This is a genomic window from Ruegeria discodermiae (genome assembly GCF_030758345.1).
In the GTDB taxonomy this organism is placed as follows: Bacteria; Pseudomonadota; Alphaproteobacteria; order Rhodobacterales; family Rhodobacteraceae; genus Ruegeria_C.
Genome location: NZ_JAVAMO010000006.1, coordinates 158,907 through 177,192, shown reverse-complemented (window position 1 = coordinate 177,192; position 18,286 = coordinate 158,907). Strand labels below are relative to the sequence as shown.

General features: G+C 60.7%; 19 protein-coding genes and 1 riboswitch. Of the genes, 1 reads left to right on the top strand and 18 read right to left on the bottom strand.

Annotated features, from left to right (window positions below; all coding sequences use genetic code 11):
• Positions 1-66: 66 nt before the first annotated feature.
• From Q5Y75_RS15530 to Q5Y75_RS15485, 10 genes are all read right to left on the bottom strand, one after another.
• Positions 67-408 carry an antibiotic biosynthesis monooxygenase gene (locus Q5Y75_RS15530; RefSeq protein ID WP_306199069.1) on the bottom strand — a complete coding sequence of 114 codons (342 nt, stop codon included), beginning with the start codon at positions 406-408 and terminating at the stop codon, positions 67-69.
• 47 nt (positions 409-455) lie between these two features.
• A complete protein-coding gene (locus Q5Y75_RS15525; protein WP_306199067.1) occupies positions 456-1,103 on the bottom strand; it encodes a phosphoribosylanthranilate isomerase in 648 nt (215 codons plus the stop codon).
• A 6-nt stretch (positions 1,104-1,109) separates the two neighbouring features.
• The gene (locus tag Q5Y75_RS15520) at positions 1,110-1,460 is read right to left on the bottom strand and encodes a LapA family protein (protein WP_306199216.1); all 351 of its coding nucleotides are present in this window, start codon (positions 1,458-1,460) and stop codon (positions 1,110-1,112) included.
• A 4-nt stretch (positions 1,461-1,464) separates the two neighbouring features.
• Positions 1,465-1,749 carry an integration host factor subunit beta gene (gene ihfB, locus Q5Y75_RS15515; protein ID WP_249709668.1) on the bottom strand — a complete coding sequence of 95 codons (285 nt, stop codon included), beginning with the start codon at positions 1,747-1,749 and terminating at the stop codon, positions 1,465-1,467.
• Positions 1,750-1,997: 248 nt separating this feature from the next.
• Positions 1,998-2,612, bottom strand: coding sequence for a LysE family translocator (locus Q5Y75_RS15510; protein ID WP_306199064.1), 615 nt, complete (start codon positions 2,610-2,612; stop codon positions 1,998-2,000).
• Between the two features lie 254 nt (positions 2,613-2,866).
• Positions 2,867-4,543, bottom strand: a complete 1,677-nt coding sequence (gene rpsA / locus Q5Y75_RS15505; protein ID WP_306199062.1) for a 30S ribosomal protein S1 — start codon at positions 4,541-4,543, stop codon at positions 2,867-2,869.
• Between the two features lie 447 nt (positions 4,544-4,990).
• Entirely contained in the window at positions 4,991-5,524 is a 534-nt protein-coding gene (locus Q5Y75_RS15500; protein ID WP_306199060.1) for a hypothetical protein, read from the bottom strand.
• A gap of 89 nt (positions 5,525-5,613) precedes the next feature.
• Positions 5,614-6,231, bottom strand: a complete 618-nt coding sequence (locus tag Q5Y75_RS15495; RefSeq protein ID WP_306199058.1) for a (d)CMP kinase — start codon at positions 6,229-6,231, stop codon at positions 5,614-5,616.
• 8 nt (positions 6,232-6,239) lie between these two features.
• A complete protein-coding gene (aroA, locus tag Q5Y75_RS15490) occupies positions 6,240-7,592 on the bottom strand; it encodes a 3-phosphoshikimate 1-carboxyvinyltransferase (RefSeq protein ID WP_306199056.1) in 1,353 nt (450 codons plus the stop codon).
• A gap of 115 nt (positions 7,593-7,707) precedes the next feature.
• The gene (locus tag Q5Y75_RS15485) at positions 7,708-8,781 is read right to left on the bottom strand and encodes an amidohydrolase family protein (RefSeq protein ID WP_306199054.1); all 1,074 of its coding nucleotides are present in this window, start codon (positions 8,779-8,781) and stop codon (positions 7,708-7,710) included.
• A gap of 154 nt (positions 8,782-8,935) precedes the next feature.
• Here Q5Y75_RS15485 and Q5Y75_RS15480 point away from each other — a divergent pair, with 154 nt between their 5' ends.
• Positions 8,936-9,742, top strand: a complete 807-nt coding sequence (locus Q5Y75_RS15480) for a hypothetical protein (protein ID WP_306199052.1) — start codon at positions 8,936-8,938, stop codon at positions 9,740-9,742.
• Here the strand turns inward: Q5Y75_RS15480 and trmB are convergent.
• The 8 genes from trmB to miaB form a co-directional block, all read right to left on the bottom strand.
• Positions 9,739-10,449 (bottom strand): tRNA (guanine(46)-N(7))-methyltransferase TrmB, encoded by a 711-nt coding sequence (gene trmB, locus Q5Y75_RS15475; protein ID WP_306199050.1) that lies wholly within the window; start codon positions 10,447-10,449, stop codon positions 9,739-9,741. The genes Q5Y75_RS15480 and trmB overlap by 4 nt on opposite strands.
• 97 nt (positions 10,450-10,546) lie before the next feature.
• A complete protein-coding gene (gene metK, locus Q5Y75_RS15470) occupies positions 10,547-11,728 on the bottom strand; it encodes a methionine adenosyltransferase (RefSeq protein WP_306199048.1) in 1,182 nt (393 codons plus the stop codon).
• 5 nt (positions 11,729-11,733) lie between these two features.
• A riboswitch (SAM-SAH riboswitch) is annotated at positions 11,734-11,783 on the bottom strand.
• Positions 11,784-11,826: 43 nt separating this feature from the next.
• Positions 11,827-13,332 carry an apolipoprotein N-acyltransferase gene (lnt, locus tag Q5Y75_RS15465; protein WP_306199046.1) on the bottom strand — a complete coding sequence of 502 codons (1,506 nt, stop codon included), beginning with the start codon at positions 13,330-13,332 and terminating at the stop codon, positions 11,827-11,829.
• Positions 13,329-14,216: a CBS domain-containing protein gene (locus Q5Y75_RS15460; protein ID WP_306199044.1), complete on the bottom strand. Its 888-nt coding sequence runs from the start codon at positions 14,214-14,216 to the stop codon at positions 13,329-13,331. The genes lnt and Q5Y75_RS15460 overlap by 4 nt, the downstream gene beginning before the upstream one ends.
• Entirely contained in the window at positions 14,216-14,749 is a 534-nt protein-coding gene (gene ybeY, locus Q5Y75_RS15455) for an rRNA maturation RNase YbeY (RefSeq protein ID WP_306199042.1), read from the bottom strand. The genes Q5Y75_RS15460 and ybeY overlap by 1 nt, the downstream gene beginning before the upstream one ends.
• 47 nt (positions 14,750-14,796) lie before the next feature.
• Entirely contained in the window at positions 14,797-15,828 is a 1,032-nt protein-coding gene (locus tag Q5Y75_RS15450; RefSeq protein ID WP_306199040.1) for a PhoH family protein, read from the bottom strand.
• Positions 15,829-15,965: 137 nt separating this feature from the next.
• Complete coding sequence (locus tag Q5Y75_RS15445) at positions 15,966-16,718, bottom strand: outer membrane protein (RefSeq protein WP_306199038.1); 753 nt, start codon at positions 16,716-16,718, stop codon at positions 15,966-15,968.
• Positions 16,719-16,877: 159 nt separating this feature from the next.
• On the bottom strand, positions 16,878-18,197 hold the full coding sequence (miaB, locus tag Q5Y75_RS15440; RefSeq protein ID WP_306199036.1) for a tRNA (N6-isopentenyl adenosine(37)-C2)-methylthiotransferase MiaB: 1,320 nt from the start codon (positions 18,195-18,197) through the stop codon (positions 16,878-16,880).
• Positions 18,198-18,286 lie beyond the last annotated feature (89 nt).

The window sequence follows — 18,286 nt, the reverse complement described above, 5'->3', positions numbered from 1 at the left end:
CCTCCGACTTCGTGTGGGATGTTCATATGGGGCAATCGTGGGATTTGCCATCAGAAAAACGCACGCTCAGGCGTATGTTGCGAACCGTGCAAGCTGCCATCGGGCGTAGGCGTTTTCCTGGGTCGGCACATCCTCGCAGGGGAAATGGTGAAAGTGATGGGTGATGGCCAATCTCGGGGCGGCACTGACAACCGCCCGATGTGGACCGCTTGTCGCATAACGTCTCATCGCCTGCGCGTTTTCCCAAACCGACAAGGAAAGCAACACGCCCTCGCGCTGAAAGACCGAAGCATGGTGACATCCGGGGTCCCGTCTGGCCTGTCGTAGTACCCGACCCGCACGCCAGTAGAACTCGGGCGCCATGATCCAGCTTTTCAGTTCCAACCCACCGATGGCCGCCAAGAACATGCTTCACCTCCTGTTAAGGAGTGATACGGCCCGCAGCGGCACAAGGATCAGTTTGTCGCGGCCTGAATGAAGGCCCGGATGAGATCGGAATCCTTCTGGCCCGGCGCGATCTCAATACCTGACGACACATCCACCTGTTTTGCCCCGGTCATACGGATGGCCTCGCCCACATTCTCGGGCGTCAGGCCGCCAGCCAGCATCCACGGCTTGCGCCAGTATTTGCGCCCTGCCAGCAACCGCCAGTCAAAGCGCAGACCAAGACCGCCAGGCATCGGAGCGTCTTTGGGTGGTTTCGCCTCGATCAGAAACTGATCTGCCACATCGCCGAACAGGTCGATCTGTTCCAGATCGCCTTGATCAGCCACGCCGATGACCTTGATCACCGGCAGGCCATATCGCGCCTTCACCTCGGCCACGCGTTCCAGGCTTTCGCCGCCATGGAGTTGGAGCATATCGAGCGGTACGGCAGAAGTGATCCGATCAAGCTCTTCATCGTCAGACTTGACAGTGACGGCCACTTTGGCGACCCCCACCGGAACGATGTCGGCCAGGATAGCTGCCTGATCCAGCTCAACATAACGGGGCGACTTGGGAAAGAAGTTGAACCCGATATAGCGCGCACCAACCTCTGCCGCCGCGCGCACATGCTCGGCCTGTTTCAGGCCGCAAATCTTGACGCCGATTTCCGCGGGCATGGCTGGTCAGTTACTCTCTTCGAGCAAGGCCAGCACCTCGTCCTTGCCTTCGTTCTTCTGCTTCTTGAGCTTGTTCACCTCGCGCTCAAGCTTGCGCACTTCGCGGTATTTCTCACCCGCTTCGCGGCGATGCTTGTGCTCGCGCAGCCATTCCAGAACATAGCCGATGATCAACCCTGTCGCGATCCCGCCAAGGACCACGATGAAGACCGGCAGAGGCAGCGAGAAATTGAACCCCAAAAGTTCAGCCAGGGCATCCGGCATCAGCTTGAGGGTCACCATCTGGAGGTTGGCCAGCGACACCGACACCAGAACGATGATCAGTGCGGCCAGAAAGGCGTAGCGAATATAGCGCATCATGTCAGGCTTTTCCGTTTAATCGATCCCTGAGCAGCTTGCCGGTCTTGAAAAACGGCACGTGCTTTTGTTCCACATGCACTGTTTCGCCGGTCCTGGGATTGCGACCAATCCGCGCGTCCCGCTGTTTGACCGAAAACGCGCCGAAACCGCGCAACTCCACCCGGTCGCCGCGTGCCATGGCATCGGTGACCTCATCAAAAACCGTGTTCACAATCCGCTCGACATCGCGTTGGTAGAGATGCGGGTTCTCGTCAGCAATCTTCTGGATCAGTTCCGAACGGATCATAGGCTCTACCCTCCCAAGGCGACGCGACAGTTTTTGTGAACGTACCGGCAAGTATATGAAAATTCAGGCTTGTGTGGAACGTAAAGTCGCAGGCAAAACCCGCTATTTCAGGCGCCTCGGTGAAAGATTTCGCTTTGTTCGGCGCATTTGCGGCAAATCGGCTTACGCTGCGTCGCAGAAACACACGTCAGAGGGGGCTGCGTCGAAGCCCTTGATTCGCAAGGTAAAGCCAAAATGGCCGCGCTCGTTCAGGGGTTAGAGCGTGCAACCGCCAGGCCAAGGCCCGCGGCGAGGAAAAAGCCGCCGGTCAAGCGGTGCCGCCATTGCCCCAGCCGCAGCACGAACCCGCGCGCGGATTGTGCCATCGCAACCCAGACCAGATCGCCGACAAAGATGACGCCCAGATAAACAGACGCAGCCCAGATCAGTCCAAACCCACCCGCCTGCGGGCTAACAAACTGCGGCAGGAAAGCCGCACCGAACAAAAGCGTCTTGGGGTTGATCACCGCCAGAAACAGGCCTTGCCAGAACATGGCGGTGACGGGTCGGTCGGTGGCCCGAGCCTCGGGCATCGGATCGAAGCCTTGCCGCAATGCCTGAATGCCAAGGAACAGCAGATACAGCACACCTGCCCATTTGATCCACAAAAGCGCATCTGCGGCCAGTTGCAACAGCGCGCTCAGGCCGATCACCACAAGGCAAAGCTGCAGCAGAATGCCCAATGTGGTGCCCAGAACGGTCGCCGCACCAAAGCGGAACCCATGCGCGATGGTGTTGGCAATGATCAGCGCAACATTCGGTCCCGGTATAACCACCAGAACCGCAGTGGCGGCAATCAGAGCAAGGAGCAAATCCAGTGACATCTCTAACTTCCGAAATATCGTCGATCCAACTTGCAAAGAGCTTATCTCAAATGTCGCCCCCTACAAAACCACCCTAGAACAGGCCTGCCCAGCATGTTCAAAACACCTCTCTATGGCGATCCGGAAACTTTGAAAGTTTCCGGTCCGATTTCTTTGAAAGAAATCGGCGCAGATTGCGACCCGAACCCTGAACCGGTCACAAAAAAGCCCCGCAGCAGGCGCTGCGGGGCTCTTCAACTTCAAGACCTTGGGGATCAGTCGCCGGATTTCAGCGCCGCGCCCAGAATGTCGCCCAGCGACGCGCCGGAGTCCGACGAACCGTACTGTTCCACGGCCTCTTTCTCTTCCGCGATCTCGCGGGCTTTGATCGACAAGCCCAAACGGCGGGTCTTGCTGTCGACATTGGTGACGCGCACATCGACCTTGTCACCGACCGAGAAACGCTCGGGGCGCTGTTCGGCACGGTCACGGCTCAGGTCCGAACGGCGGATGAAGGACTTCATGCCTTCATATTCCACCTCAATGCCGCCATCTTCGATCGCGGTCACGTTCACGGTCACGATCGAGCCGCGCTTCACGCCGCCAACCGCTTCGGCGAACTTGTCGCCACCCAGCGCCTTGATCGAGAGCGAGATACGCTCTTTCTCGACGTCAACCTCGGACACAACGGCCGAAACCATGTCGCCCTTGCGGTAGTTCTGGATCGCATCCTCGCCACGCTCGTCCCAGCTGAGGTCGGAGAGGTGAACCATGCCGTCGATGTCGCCGTCGAGGCCGATGAACAGACCGAATTCGGTGATGTTCTTGACTTCGCCTTCGACTTCGGTGCCCTCGGGATGGGTTTCTGCAAACACTTCCCACGGGTTGCGCATGGTCTGCTTGAGGCCCAGAGACACGCGGCGCTTGGCACCGTCGATTTCCAGAACCATGACGTCGACTTCCTGGCTGGTCGAAACGATCTTGCCGGGGTGGACGTTTTTCTTGGTCCAGGACATCTCGGAGACGTGAACCAGACCTTCGACGCCCGGCTCCAGCTCAACAAATGCACCGTAATCGGTGATGTTGGTGACGCGGCCCTTGTGGACAGAGGACAGCGGGTACTTGGCGCCAACCAGATCCCACGGATCTTCCTGCAGCTGCTTCATGCCGAGGCTGATGCGGTGGGTTTCCTTGTTGATCTTGATGACCTGAACCTTGACAGTTTCGCCGATGTTCAGGATCTCGTTCGGGTGGTTGACCCGACGCCATGCCATGTCGGTGACGTGCAGCAGTCCGTCAACGCCGCCCAGATCAACAAACGCACCGTATTCGGTGATGTTCTTGACCACACCGTCAACAGCCTGGCCTTCGGTCAGGTTGCCGATAACCTCGGCGCGCTGTTCGGCACGCGATTCTTCCAGGATTGCGCGGCGCGACACAACGATGTTGCCACGGCGGCGGTCCATTTTCAGAATTTGGAACGGCTGCTTCAGACCCATCAGCGGGCCAGCGTCGCGCACAGGGCGCACATCAACCTGCGAGCCGGGCAGGAACGCAACTGCGCCACCCAGATCAACTGTGAAGCCACCTTTGACGCGACCAAAGATGGCACCTTCAACGCGCTGGTCGTCAGCATATGCTTTTTCCAGACGGTCCCAAGCCTCTTCACGGCGGGCCATCTCGCGCGAGATGACGGCTTCGCCCTTGGCGTTTTCGGCGGCGCGCAGGTAGACTTCGACTTCGTCACCAACAGCGATTTCAGGGGCTTCGCCGGGATTTGCGAATTCTTTCAGCTCGACGCGGCCTTCCATTTTGTAGCCTACGTCGATGATGGCCTGGCCCGCTTCGATCGCGATGACCTTGCCTTTGACAACGGTCCCTTCCTCGGGCGTGTCCATTTCGAAGCTTTCGTTCAGGAGGGCTTCGAATTCCTCCATGGATGCGTTAGCCATATGGCGGTTTTTTCCTTTACGTTTCACTTTATCTGGCCGAGCGGTTGTCTCCGCCGGTCTTGTTTCAAGTCCCCACCCAACGTGGCCCGACTACGCATCTGAAAACACAAACAGAAAGGGCCGAGGTAACCCGGCCCTGCTCAGATACGTCATCCGGACGTTGACCGTCCTTGTGTTGACAGCGCGCGTATAGGCGGATTTTCGATCCCATGCAAGTGCAAAGCCAATAGAGGCAGGGTTCAGCGCGGCCCCGCGGATCGATCCGGATTCAGCCCCAAACTCCCAAACAACTGAGCCTCTCGCGCCATTGCTTGCTCGATCGCATACAATTGCGACCTTAAGGCTTAGGGGTCTTGCGCATTGTTAACGCGCTGCCAGATTTTCAAAGGGGATTAGGGGCTCTCTGGAAGGAAAGCCAACGAGGCAATACTAACTCTGGTCAGTGGCTCAGATTTCTTCGCCCTTTTTCAGCAGATCGTCAATCAACTGGCGCTGCAGACCACCACTGTCGCCTCCGCCATATTGCACTGCTCCGCCGGAATAGAGCGTGCCATAAGTCTTGGCGACATTCACGGTCTGGCCCAGCCCCGAGATGAACTGGTTCTTCTCCAGCGGTGACAATGGATGGATGAAGGCGGCCCAAAGCGTGCCGTTGGCAATCGCGTAACGGGCATCCAATGCGGAATCGAAATTGGCCTGCATCATGCGCGTGAGGTCCTCGGCGCTCAGATCGCTGGCGCTTCGGATCGGCACCATGGCCCGCATCCGGTCGGCCTGCGCATCGGTCACGACCAGCACCGGCACCCCTTCGATCACGAACTGAAAGCCCGGCCCGCTCGGCTGCGCTTCGGGGTCGAGCGCAAAGATGATACGGCCCAGCCGCTCATAGGTCATGGCAGGTTCAGGCGCTGGGAGTTCCGGGGCGTCCTGGGCACTGGTCATGGAGGCGATCAGAACCAAGGGAAGGATATAGCGTAGCATCGGCGATCTCTCCTCTAGACTGGTCCCAACCTAGGCACGCTTGCCCGGGCTGGCGAGACACAGCTTGGTGAGATTTGTGACGCTTGCGCTCAGCCCTGAGCGGGTCTCTTCTCTTCAATCGCGGCGATGGCAACCGAAAGCGCCGCATCGATATCGAGGTCCGAGGTATCGATCGTCACCGCATCAGCGGCGGGTCTCAGCGGAGCCTCGGCCCGGTTCATATCCCGCTCGTCGCGCGCGCGCACATCGGACAGAACCTCATCAAGTGTGACGACCTGACCTTTTCCGGTCAGTTCCAGATAACGCCGCTCAGCCCGCACCTGGGCGCTGGCGGTCACAAACAGCTTGGCCTCGGCATCGGGGCAGATCACCGTTCCGATGTCACGCCCGTCCAGCACCGCGCCCCCGGCCCGGCGGGCAAAAGCGCGCTGGAAATCCACCAGCGCGGCACGCACATCACCGATCACTGCCACTTTTGACGCTGCCTGTGCCACGTCCGGGGTGCGCAGATCGGCGCGATTAATATCCTCGGGCAGCAGGCTGCGCGCCGCAGCAACCGGGTCTTCGCCGCCCAGCATCCGACACCCGACGGCGCGATAAAGCAGGCCGGTATCCAGATGACCAAACCCGAAATGCGCCGCAAGCCCTTTGGAGAGTGTCCCCTTGCCCGCCGCTGCCGGGCCATCAACGGCTATGGTGAACGGCATCCGGCTGCTCACCGGTTGTTGCGCTGCAGGCGCGCGCCCAGACCTGCCATCAGCGGCTCGAAGATCGGGAAGGAGGTGGCGATCGGGCCGCCGCTATCAATCGTGACCGGCGCTTTCGCGCCCATGCCCATCACCATGAAGGACATGGCGATGCGGTGGTCCAGAAAGGTCTCGCAAGTGCCACCGCCCGGAACCTGTCCGATACCCAGGCCTTCGACCGACCACCAGTCCTCGCCATCCTCAATGGTCACACCATTGGCGCGCAGCCCGCGCGCCATGGCGTCGATCCGGTCACTCTCTTTGACTCGCAACTCTTTCACGCCCGCCATCATCGTGGTGCCGGTGGCATTGGCGGCCACAACCGACAGTACAGGATATTCATCGATCATCGAGGCGGCGCGTTCCGGCGGCACCTCGATCCCTGTCATGTCGGGCGAGTATTTCGCCCGCAGATCGGCGACCGGCTCGCCGCCCTCGACGCGTTCGTTCTCATAGGTCAGGTCCGCACCCATCTCGCGCAACGTGGTGAAGAGGCCTGCACGGGTCGGGTTCAGCCCGATCCCCGGCACCAGCACATCAGAGCCCGGTGTGATCAGGGCGGCGCAGACCGGAAAGGCCGCGCTGGAGGGATCGCGCGGGACCGCGATGACCTGCGGCTTCAACTCGGGCCGCCCGGTGAGCGTGATCACCCGGCCTTCGTCGGTCTCTTCGACCGTGATCTCAGCCCCAAAACCCGCCAGCATCCGCTCGGTATGATCGCGGGTTGCCTCCTGCTCGATCGCCACGGTCTGGCCGGGCGCGTTCAAACCCGCCAGCAGCACTGCGGATTTCACCTGCGCCGAAGGCACCGGAACCTCATAGCGCACCGGAATCGGATCAGCAGCGCCGACCAGCGTCATCGGCAAGCGCCCACCGGCACGCCCCACTGCCTGCGTCCCAAACAGCGCCAGCGGATCGGTGACCCGCGCCATCGGGCGGCCATTGAGGCTGGCATCCCCGGTGAAGGTCACCGAAATCGGACAGGTCGCCATTGCCCCCATGATCAGCCGCACCCCGGTGCCGGAATTGCCGCAATCGACCACTTGATCCGGCTCGGCAAACCCTCCTACACCCACGCCATGCACCGACCATTCGCCACCGCCATGATTGATGACCTCTGCCCCGAAAGCCCGCATCGCCTTGGCAGTGTCCAGAACGTCATCCCCTTCCAATAGGCCAGTGATCCGGGTCTCGCCCACGGACAAGGCACCCAGGATCAGCGACCGGTGCGAGATCGACTTGTCGCCCGGCACCTCGGCGGTTCCGGACAAGGGACCACAGGGATGCGAGGTCATCGGGATAGGCGTACCGTGTCCGGACATGGGGGCTCCTTCAATTCAGCGACCACAGGCCGATTACCGAATTGGTCAGGCCGGGTCCAGCAGGAATGGCGCAAGGCCGTTCGAACGGCCTTGGCGGCGGGGACACAGGCTCCGTTCAGGTCTCGCCCAACCATTTCGCCGGGTTCTCTTCGGCGATCCGTTGGAACACCTCTTCACCCAGCGCATTGCGCAACCGGAAGCACACGGCCTTTTCCGACAGCACCTCTTGCCGCGTCATGTAGAAATCCGACCCGAACAGAACCCGGCTGCGCAGGCGTTCCGACCCTTCATCCTCGCCCAGCAGAAACAGACGCAGGAAGGGGATGAAATCCTCGAAGTGAAACAAGGTGTAAGATATATCGGTCCAAAGGCCGGGATAGTCACCGCTTTCAATCATCCGGCGGATTCGCACCTGCCAGTTGCTGCGGTATTCATCGGCAAACGGGGTGCGGCGGTCAGGGTTCACATAGGCCGACCAATCGCGCTGTCCGCCGAAATGGGCGAGGCAGATCCGCAGGTTCGGATGCGCCTTCAGTATCGGCGCATAGGCATCCGGCTCGGTGTACCGGTCCGCCCAGTGATCGCTCAACGCCCGCCCCTGCACGCCGCCGCGCGAGCAATGGGTCATCAGCGGCAGGTTTTTCTCTGCCATCTTCGGGTAGAGATGCCGCATCAGGCGCGGATCATCGGGGGCAAAGCCCAGCCGCGGATAGATTTTCACACCCCGGAACCCCAGCTCATCCACCGCGCGCCAAAGCTCGCTCGCCTGTGGATCTGCGCGCGGGTCGATGGTGGCAAACGGAATCACGCGGCCTTGCAACTCCGGATCACGGGCCAGTTCCGCCAACTCATCATGCTGTGCGGACATCGGAAGGCGTGGGCTGCCATAGCCAAAAGCCGACAACTCCATCGGCAGCACCACGAAGCGTGTATTGCCGGGATAGTGCTTCTGCACATTTTCCAGGATCACCCGCTGGCTTTCCGATTGGGTTTCCTTCTGAAAGCGGTAGAGCCGGTCCAGCTTTTCCGCCACCGGATGCTGACCAATCACCCGCATGAGAAAGGCCAGCCCGCGTACCAGAAACGGCGCTTTCTTGAACAGGCGCAGGAACCGGTAAGGGTAATCCTCGGGCACATGGCCGGCGTGAAACAGGTGGATATGGCAGTTGGTGATGCGAAATCCGGACATGGAAAATACCTTGTGAGGCGATATTGACGCAATCAGTCTACCGCCTGCGCCTCACCTGTCGATGCCGCAGACCCCGGCCCGGACATCCCATCTTCGCCGCACCCAGGGGTTGTGCTATGTTGGCTTCATTGTCGGGTCTATTTGCGAGCACCCCATGTCTTTGATGAAAACGTTTCTTGAAAAAGGCCCCGAGCGTCTGTTTCAGCCGCAACAGACCCATATCGACAACACGGCTATCCTCAACCGATTGGCAGTTCTTGTCGGTGGCGTCGCAATCGGATTGCCTTTGGTTCTGGGCATGGGGTCAATTGGGCTGGGCAGCTGCTTTCGTGACAGTATCAGCCATTTCTATTACGATCAGATACTTGGGCCGGTTTTTGTTGGCCTGCTCTATTTCATTGGCGGGTTTCTCATCGCCTATACCGGCGAGCATATTCTTGAAGACAGGGGCAGTACCATCGCCGGGTTCGGAGCGTTTATCGTGGCAACGGTCGCGACATTGGGCACTGGTTGCGAGGGTCGCGATATATTCCTGTCACGGGTCTTCGCGCAGGTCACCAATGGTGATCCTCTCACCGTCGCCGAGGCGCCCGGGCAGGGATTTTTCAATCTCTTCAGCGCGGCCAGCGATTGGCACTTAACGGCGGCGGGTATCCTGTTCATCTATCTCGGTCTTTACTGCCTGATCGTCCTGAAGCGGGTGGTCCCTGCCCGACACGAGCAGAACGGTGCTCTGATCGAAAGCAAGCGCAAGCGTAACCGGCTCTACAGCTATTGCGGCCTGACCATTCTGGCATGCGTCGCGCTTTTGGCCTTCAAGGGTGCGATCGGAGGTCCGGGCTTCCTTAACTGGTGGAACAGCCTAAACCTGACCTTCTTTGTCGAGGCAACCGCGCTTTGGGCTTTCGGGATCGCCTGGTTCGCAAAGGGCCGCGTGTTCAGCACGCTGAACGACGCCTAACCCGCGCGGCGGAAGGTCAGGTAATGCGGCACCCGGCCTTCGCGCAGCGCCTTTTGCTCGTAGCGGGTCGACAGCCAGTCGTCCCAGGGCGCGCGCCAGTCGGCGGGGCGCTCGGCCAACCAGTCAAAACCGGCCTTGGGCACTTCTTCCAGCGTCTGGCGCACATAGTCGGGGATGTCGGTGGCCACGCGAAAGATCGCGCCGGGCTTCAGGACCCGCGCCAGTGGCCCCAGATGCTCCTGCGTCACGAAACGGCGGCGGTGGTGGCGCTTCTTGGGCCAAGGGTCAGGATAGAGCAGGAAGGCTCGCGCGATCGAGGCCTCGGGCAGCACATCCATCAGATCACGCGCATCGCCGGGATGCACGGCGAGGTTACTCACGCCCGCGCGCCTGATCTTGCCCAGCAGCATCGCCACACCATTGATGTAGGGCTCTGCCCCGATAATGCCCACATCCGGGTTCGAGGCTGCCTGATGCACCATATGCTCGCCACCGCCGAACCCGACCTCCAGCCAGACCAGCTTGCCGTCAAAGCGCGCGTCCAGATCAAGCGGGGTGCGTTCGGGGTTTTCCTCCCAATTCACCGCGCCGGGTGACAGCGCGGCAAGGTCTTCGTCGAGATAGGCCTTCTGGCTCTGCTTGAGGGCCTTGCCCTTCAGGCGGCCATAGAAGTTTCTGTGCGGGCGGGCGGGCGACTTGGTGCTCATGGCGAGGCCCTTAAAGCCTTGCGCGGCGCGCGGCAATAGCGGGCTGAAAAACCAAAGGCGGCCCGTTGGCCGCCCCTGCGAATTCGCTTGAGGCCAGTCAGGCCGCGCGCTTGAGCGCTTCTGCAAGGTCGGTGCGTTCCCAGCTGAACCCGCCATCTGCGCTTGGCTCGCGGCCGAAATGGCCATAAGCGGCGGTGCGCTGATAGATCGGCTTGTTCAGGTCCAGATGCGAGCGGATGCCGCGCGGGGTCAGGTCCATGATCTGGTCAATCGCCTTTTCGATCTGGGCATCAGGCAACAGACCTGTGCCATGGGTATCGGCATAGATCGACAGCGGCCGGGAGACACCGATCGCATAGCTGAGCTGGATCGTGCAGCGTTCCGCCATGCCCGCCGCAACCACGTTCTTGGCCAGATAGCGCGCCGCATAAGCCGCCGAACGATCCACCTTGGTCGGGTCCTTGCCGGAAAACGCGCCGCCGCCATGGGGGGCCGCGCCGCCATAGGTATCCACAATGATCTTGCGCCCGGTCAGGCCGGCATCCCCGTCGGGTCCGCCAATGACGAACTTACCGGTGGGGTTCACGTGCCACTCCGTCTCGGGGCTCAGCCAGCCATCGGGCAGAGTTTCGCGAATGTAGGGTTCGACGATCTGGCGGATATCGTCCGAGGTCAGCGCCTCGTCCAGATGCTGGGTCGACAGCACGACCGAACTGACACCGACCGGCTTGCCATCGCGATAAATCACCGATAGCTGCGACTTGGCGTCCGGGCCAAGCGCGGGTTCGGTGCCGTTCTTGCGTACTTCGGCCAGCCGCCGCAGGATCGCATGTGAATACTGGATCGGGGCCGGCATCAGCGCCGGAGTTTCGGTGGTAGCGTAGCCGAACATGATGCCCTGATCGCCCGCGCCTTCGTCCTTGTTGTCAGACGCATCGACGCCTTGCGCGATATGAGCGGATTGTTCGTGCAGCAGGTTGGTGATCTCGCAGGTATTCCAGTGGAACTTGTCCTGCTCGTAGCCGATATCGCGAATGCAATCGCGGGCGATCTGGTCGATCTTGCCCATATATTCGTGCAGCTTGTCCTGATCCGACAATCCGACCTCGCCGCCGATCACGACACGGTTGGTTGTGGCGAAGGTTTCTGCGGCAACGCGCGCTTCGGGTTCTTCGCTCAGGAAGGCATCGAGAACCGCATCCGAGATCCGGTCGCAAACCTTATCGGGATGGCCCTCGGAAACGGATTCCGAAGTGAAGATGTAATTCTGTCGGGACATGTAAGTGCTCCATTAAATGTTTCCCAACCACGCCAGGAAGCCGTTGTGGTGGGTTCGACCCCGGATACGCGCGGCGCAGGCGCGGGTCAATCGCAAAATCAGCCAGAGCGCTTGCGTTGCAGGGCGATCACGCCGCCGAGTCCAAAGAGAAGGAACAGAAGTGCCGGCAGATCACCGCTCTGCGCATAAAAGGTCGGTCCGCGTGGTGCGGGCAGGTTTGCATCGACATATCCGTCGACGCCCAATGGGATATCAGCGATTGTCCTGCCATATGGGTCAATCATGGCCGACACGCCGGTATTGGCCACACGCACCATGGGCAGCCCCTGCTCGATCGCCCGCATTCGGGCTTGCGCCAGATGCTGATAGGGGCCAGACCACGACCCGAACCAGGCATCATTGGTCACTTGCAGCAACATGTCGGGGCGCGGCGGGGCCGCGCCCACATCCTGCGGGAACACCGCTTCGTAACAGATCAGCGGCAGGGCGGTACCGATGGGTCCCAGTGACATAAGCTCCGGTCCCGGCCCCGCGCTGAACCCCTGCCCGGCATTGGTGGCGAAGCCTTGAATACCGACTCGGGCCAGCAGATCGCCAAAGGGCACATATTCTCCAAACGGCACCAGATGATGCTTGTCATAAACACTTAACGGCGCACCTTTGCCATCCAGATAGACTGCCGAGTTGTAAATCCGGGTCCCATCATAGCGGCGGATGCCCAGAACAACCGGGACATCGCCTGCGGCATCACTGATGGCCTGGAACACATCCCCGGCCTCGTCCAGCCAGGTCGGTATAGCTGTTTCCGGCCAGACGATCAGATCGGGCCTTGGCCCGGCTGCTGTGAACTCGATCTGGCGCCGGAAAAAGCGCGGAATATGCGCAGGGTCCCATTTCTGGTGTTGCGGCGCATTGGGTTGCACCAGCCGCACGATCTTGTCAGTCAGCATGGCCGGAGGCTGCCCGGCGCTGAACAATACCGCAACCGCCAGCAGGCAGAGCGCGGGCGCGGCGTTCAACACGCGCGGCAGCGCGGGTCCCGTGCCGCTTATCGCGGCCCCCAATGGCAGCGTGGCCGCCAAGGTGGAGATGGCCAGCCCCTGCGGGCCGATATAGGCCAGCGATTGCGCCAGCGAGGTGTCGACCCAAATCTGTCCGAACGCGGCCCAGGGGAACCCGGTCAGCACATAAGCCCGCGCGAACTCAGCCAGCGACCAGCTGAAAACAAGGAACCAACTGCGCCCGATGCTCCCCAGGCGCGGCGCTGCCGCCGCCCAGAACGCCGCCGCCCAGAACAGCGCAAGCCCGCCTGCCATGAACACCAGCGCAAAAGGTGCCATCCAGCCATGGCGGGGAATGTCCACCAGAAACGGTTCGACGATCCAGGACAGGCCATGGCCGAAATATCCCAGCCCGAAGGCCCAGCCGATCAGGGCCGCCTGCTTGCGCGTGCGGCCTTGCAAACCAAGAACCGGAAGACAGATCAGCGCACCCAGCGTCGCCGGCCACAGATGATAGGGCGCCAGACCCAGCGCCGCCACGATGCCAAGCACCACTGCGAGCGCCAGCCGCGACCGCTGAGACCAGCGCAACCGCTGGCTCATCCGGCGCTGTCCGACAGCATGACGCGCAATCGCTTGATGCGGCGGGGGTCGGCCTCGATCACTTCGAATTCGGGGCCGTCGGGATGCACCACCACCTCGCCCCGCGCGGGCACACGCCCCGACAGCATGAAGACCAGCCCGCCCAGCGTGTCGATTTCTTCCTCGTCCACGTCTTCGTGGCTGGTCAGGGATTGACCGATCTCAGCCTCGAATTCATCCAGCGGAGTTCTCGACTGCGCAATATAGCAACCCGGCTTGACCTTGATCCAGGTCTGATCCTCGCCCGGATCATGCTCATCCTCGATCTCTCCGACCACCTGTTCCAGCAGATCCTCAATGGTCAGCAACCCGTCAACGCCGCCATATTCGTCTATCACCAGCGCGATATGGCATCGATCGGCCTGCATCTTGGCCAGCAGCACGCCCAGCGGCATCGACGGCGGCACATAGAGCATCGGACGCAGCATCGTGGTCAGATCGAAGGCAGCGGAATTGCCGTTGAACCCATGGGTCAGCGCAAAATCCTTGAGATGCACAAATCCCAGCGGGGTGTCGAGTGTGCCCTCATAAACCGGCAGCCTCGTCAGCCCGCTTTCGCGGAAGACCTTCACCAGTTCCTTTCGGGCAATCGAGTCTGGAACCGACACGATCTCGGCGGTGGGGATGGCAACATCCTCGACCCGCAACCGCCGCAAGTTGACGAGGCCGGGCAACTGCGTTGCGGGCAGGCCGGGTCCGTTTTGTGGTTTTTCTTCCGGTGGCTCACCCGGAGACAGGGCCCCCATAATCCGACCGAGCAATCCTGCCCTGTCGCTGGTCTGGTCACTGTCAATCTCACTCTGCGCGCGATGCGCTGCGCTAGAACTGCCTTCTATGTCGCCCATTAATCCTGATCCAAATCCCGCGGTCCATCTGGCCCCGCAAACTCATTATATGGGTTATCCAGACCCAGTTTGCCAAGTATCTCGACCTCAAGCCCCTCCATAAGAGTGGCATCAGCGTCACGGACGTGATCATACCCCAGCAAATGTAATACACCATGAACGATCAAATGGGTCAGGTGATCTTGCAGATTTTTGCCCGCCGCATCGGCCTCTCTGGCGCAAGTATCAAAAGAAATCGCAATGTCTCCCAAGGCGATTTCGCCGGTGAAATCGGGCTTTGGCAATTCGGGCGTGCCGCCATCCCTGTCTGCGGCCAAGTCGACCGAGGGCCAGCTGAGCACGTTTGTGGGCGTCACTTTGTCGCGAAAGGCCGCGTTCAGCTCGGCAATCCGTTCGTCGCCGCAGGCAAGCAGGCTCACCTCGCAACTCTCCGATTCGATCCCCAGATGGTCCAGCGCCGCGACGACAGCCCGTTCTACCAGCGTCGACAGGTCGCCCCAGCGGGTGTCTTCCAGTGTCAGGTCCAGCTCCATGCATGCCTCGGCAAAATCAGGGACATTGCCGCGCTGCCGGACCGCGCCTAGCCGGTCCGGGAGGCGGAATCGCGTCCGGAGTCGGCCTCATACGCTTCAATTATGGCGGCGACAAGCGGGTGACGCACCACATCCTTGGCGGTGAAGTAGTTGAAGCTGATCCCAGGCACATCACCCAACAGGCGTTCGGCATCGGCCAAGCCAGAGGGCACACCGCGCGGCAGGTCCACCTGACTGCGGTCGCCGGTGATCACCATGCGCGAGCCCTCACCCAACCGGGTCAGGAACATCTTCATCTGCATGGTTGTGGCGTTCTGCGCCTCATCCAGCACCACAAACGCATTGGCCAGCGTCCGGCCCCGCATAAAGGCCAGCGGCGCGATCTCGATCTTCTTTTCCTCGATCAGCTTGGCAAGCTGTTTACCCGGCAGGAAATCGTTCAGCGCGTCATAAAGCGGCTGCATATAGGGATCAACCTTGTCCTTCATGTCGCCCGGCAGGTATCCCAGCTTCTCGCCCGCCTCGACCGCCGGACGGCTGAGAATGATCCGGTCCACCAGCCCGGTGATGAACATCGACACGCCCACCGCCACGGCCAGATAGGTCTTGCCTGTCCCGGCGGGTCCGATTCCAAAAGCCAGTTCGTTTTCAAACAGCGACAGCACATAGGCTTTCTGCGCATCCGTGCGAGGCTCGACCAGTTTCTTGCGGGTCTTGATCTCGACCTTTTCGCCGGTGAACATTTCGAGCTGGTCGCCGTCGCGCGCGCCGGTGCCCTGCTCGGAATTGCCCATGCGCAATTCGCGGTCGACATCGGCCGCTTCGACCGGGCGGCCATCCTGCAGCCGCTCATAGAGCGACTCGAGCACCTCCTCGGCCTGCTTTTGCGCGGTCTCATCGCCGAGAATCGCCAGCTGGTTGCCGCGCCGCAGAATCTGCACGCTCAACTTCTCTTCGATCTGGGCGAGATTGCGGTCGTATTCTCCGCAAAGATCAATCAGCAAACGGTTGTCGGGAAACTCAAGAAGCACCTCGTTCGGCGCATCTTCCTGCGGTGGGTTCAGGGCACCTATGGCCATCCGCTCTCCTGTGTTGGCAGTCTGGGCCGAGCGTAGCCAACATCCCGTCCCGCGTGCAAGCGCATGTCGCGCTTTTTCATCTCGCTGAAACAAATCGTGGTAGTGCAGCCCGATTGTTGCGCTGCACCCCCAGCTGATCAGAACCGAAAATTCAGCCCAAGCCTCAAGCCATGAAATCCTGGCGTTGACTTGGTCGTAACGTCATCCGTCACCTGGACGGATTTGGAGTTCAGGTTGACGTATTCGTATTCCCCGGTGAGCGACAATTGCTCGGTCAGCTTGTGCTCGACCCCCACCCCGATCGCATATCCATCGCGGCGGTCGTCGCTTGCACCCGAGAGCGTGCCACCCCCGGCGCTGCTGTCGATACTGGTTTCGACCTCTGAATTCACATACCCGATGGAACTGAAATACAGCGTCCTGCCAGAACGATTGGTGATCCCGCCCTTGAAGCGCAGGGCGAACATATCCTTGATTTCCGAACGCCCTTCGAGGGTCGCGCCAAGCGCATCGCCAGTGACGGAATCCTCAATACTGGCAACATCGTAGCCGACCTCGAATCCGTAAACGTACTGACGTCCCGTGGCAAATCGAATAGAATCGCGCCAACCGCCACGCACCCCCCCGTAAAGGCCATCGGGCTCCATGTCGCCAAGGCTTTCAGCTCCTCCGCCATTGCGCGAGACGCCAAACCTGTCTTCAAAACCGAACCCGTAGCCGAGGGAGCCACCTGCATAAAACCCGTCCCAGTTCGGCGGCTCCGGCGCATCGACAACCGGGTCCTGCAAGGGCGATTGCACATTACCCGCAAGGGCGGAACCCGCAGCGCTGGCCGCCAACAGGATTGCCGGGATCGCTTTGAATCCCAGAACGGATTTCCATTTGTTCATCGTGAGCCCCCTCACATACTCGAAGTTTCGCACTTGATTGACCAGCGCATCGCTTTACCTGCCCTGCCACACGTAGACTACTACATCTGGGCCGGTGTAGCGCAAAAAACACAACCTGTACACTGCCACCACAACGCCATTTACGGCGCGGCGGCGTTTTTATGCCAGAACGCCCCGCAGGGAATTTGCTGCCGAGTCAACGATGCGCACGCGGCGCAGATCACCGATCTCGACATCGGCGTCATCGACATGCACCGCATGCAGATAGTCTGACTTGCCCCCCATCTGCCCCGGAAGACGTCCGGGCTTTTCAAACAGGACCTTGACCTCACGACCTACCATCGAATCCTGAACAGATCGTTGATCCCTTGTGATCAGGGCTTGCAGACGCTGTAGGCGATCATCGGCCTCAGCCGGGTCGACCTGGGGACGCTCCGCCGCTGGCGTTCCGGGCCGGGTCGAGTATTTGAAGGAATAGGCGTAGCCATATTTGACCTCTTCCACCAGATCGAGCGTGGCCTGAAAATCCGCCTCGCTCTCTTCGGGGAAACCGACAATGAAATCGCCCGACATCAGGATATCGGGCCGCGCCGCGCGGATGCGTTCAATCAACCGCAGATAGCTTTCGGCGGTGTGTGAGCGGTTCATGCGCTTGAGGATTCGGTCTGAGCCCGATTGCACCGGCAGATGCAGATAAGGCATCAACTTGTCACATGTGCCATGCGCCTCGATCAGGTCATCGTTCATGTCATTGGGGTGCGAGGTGGTGAAGCGGATGCGTTCCAGCCCGTCGATCTTGTCCAACTGCCAGATCAGTTGCGCCAGAGTCATGTCGCCCGCTGGCCCGGCACCGTGATAGGCGTTGACGTTCTGGCCCAGCAGCGTGATCTCGCGCACGCCGCGTTCGACCAGATCGCGGGCCTCGCTCAGGATGCGATCAACCGGGCGGCTGACCTCGGCCCCACGGGTATAGGGTACCACGCAGAAGGCGCAGAACTTGTCGCAGCCTTCCTGCACGGTCAAAAAAGCGGTGGGACCGCGTTTCGCCTTGGGGCGCTTCTTTAACTGCTCGAACTTGTCCTCTTCGGGAAAATCCGTGTTCAGAGCCTTGCCGCCCTGGCGGGTCTTGGCCTCCATCTCGGGCAGGCGGTGATAGCTTTGCGGGCCGACAACCAGATCGACCAGAGGCTGACGGCGCATGATCTCTTCGCCCTCGGCCTGCGCCACGCAACCCGCAACGCCGATTTTCAGATCGGGTTTTTCCGCCTTCAGCCCCTTGAAGCGGCCAAGCTCGGAATAGACCTTTTCCGCCGCCTTCTCGCGAATATGGCAGGTGTTCAACAGGATCATGTCGGCGTCATCGGCGCATTGGGTTTCGACATAGCCCTGCCCGCCCAGCGCCTCTGCCATGCGTTCGCTGTCATAGACGTTCATCTGACAGCCATAGGTCTTGATGAATAGTTTTTTGGGTTTGGACATCGGGCATTGCCTTTGCACTGGCGGGATCGACGCAGGCGTCTATACGCAACGCGCATCGCTTGCAATGCGGCTGCAATTAACCGAATTTG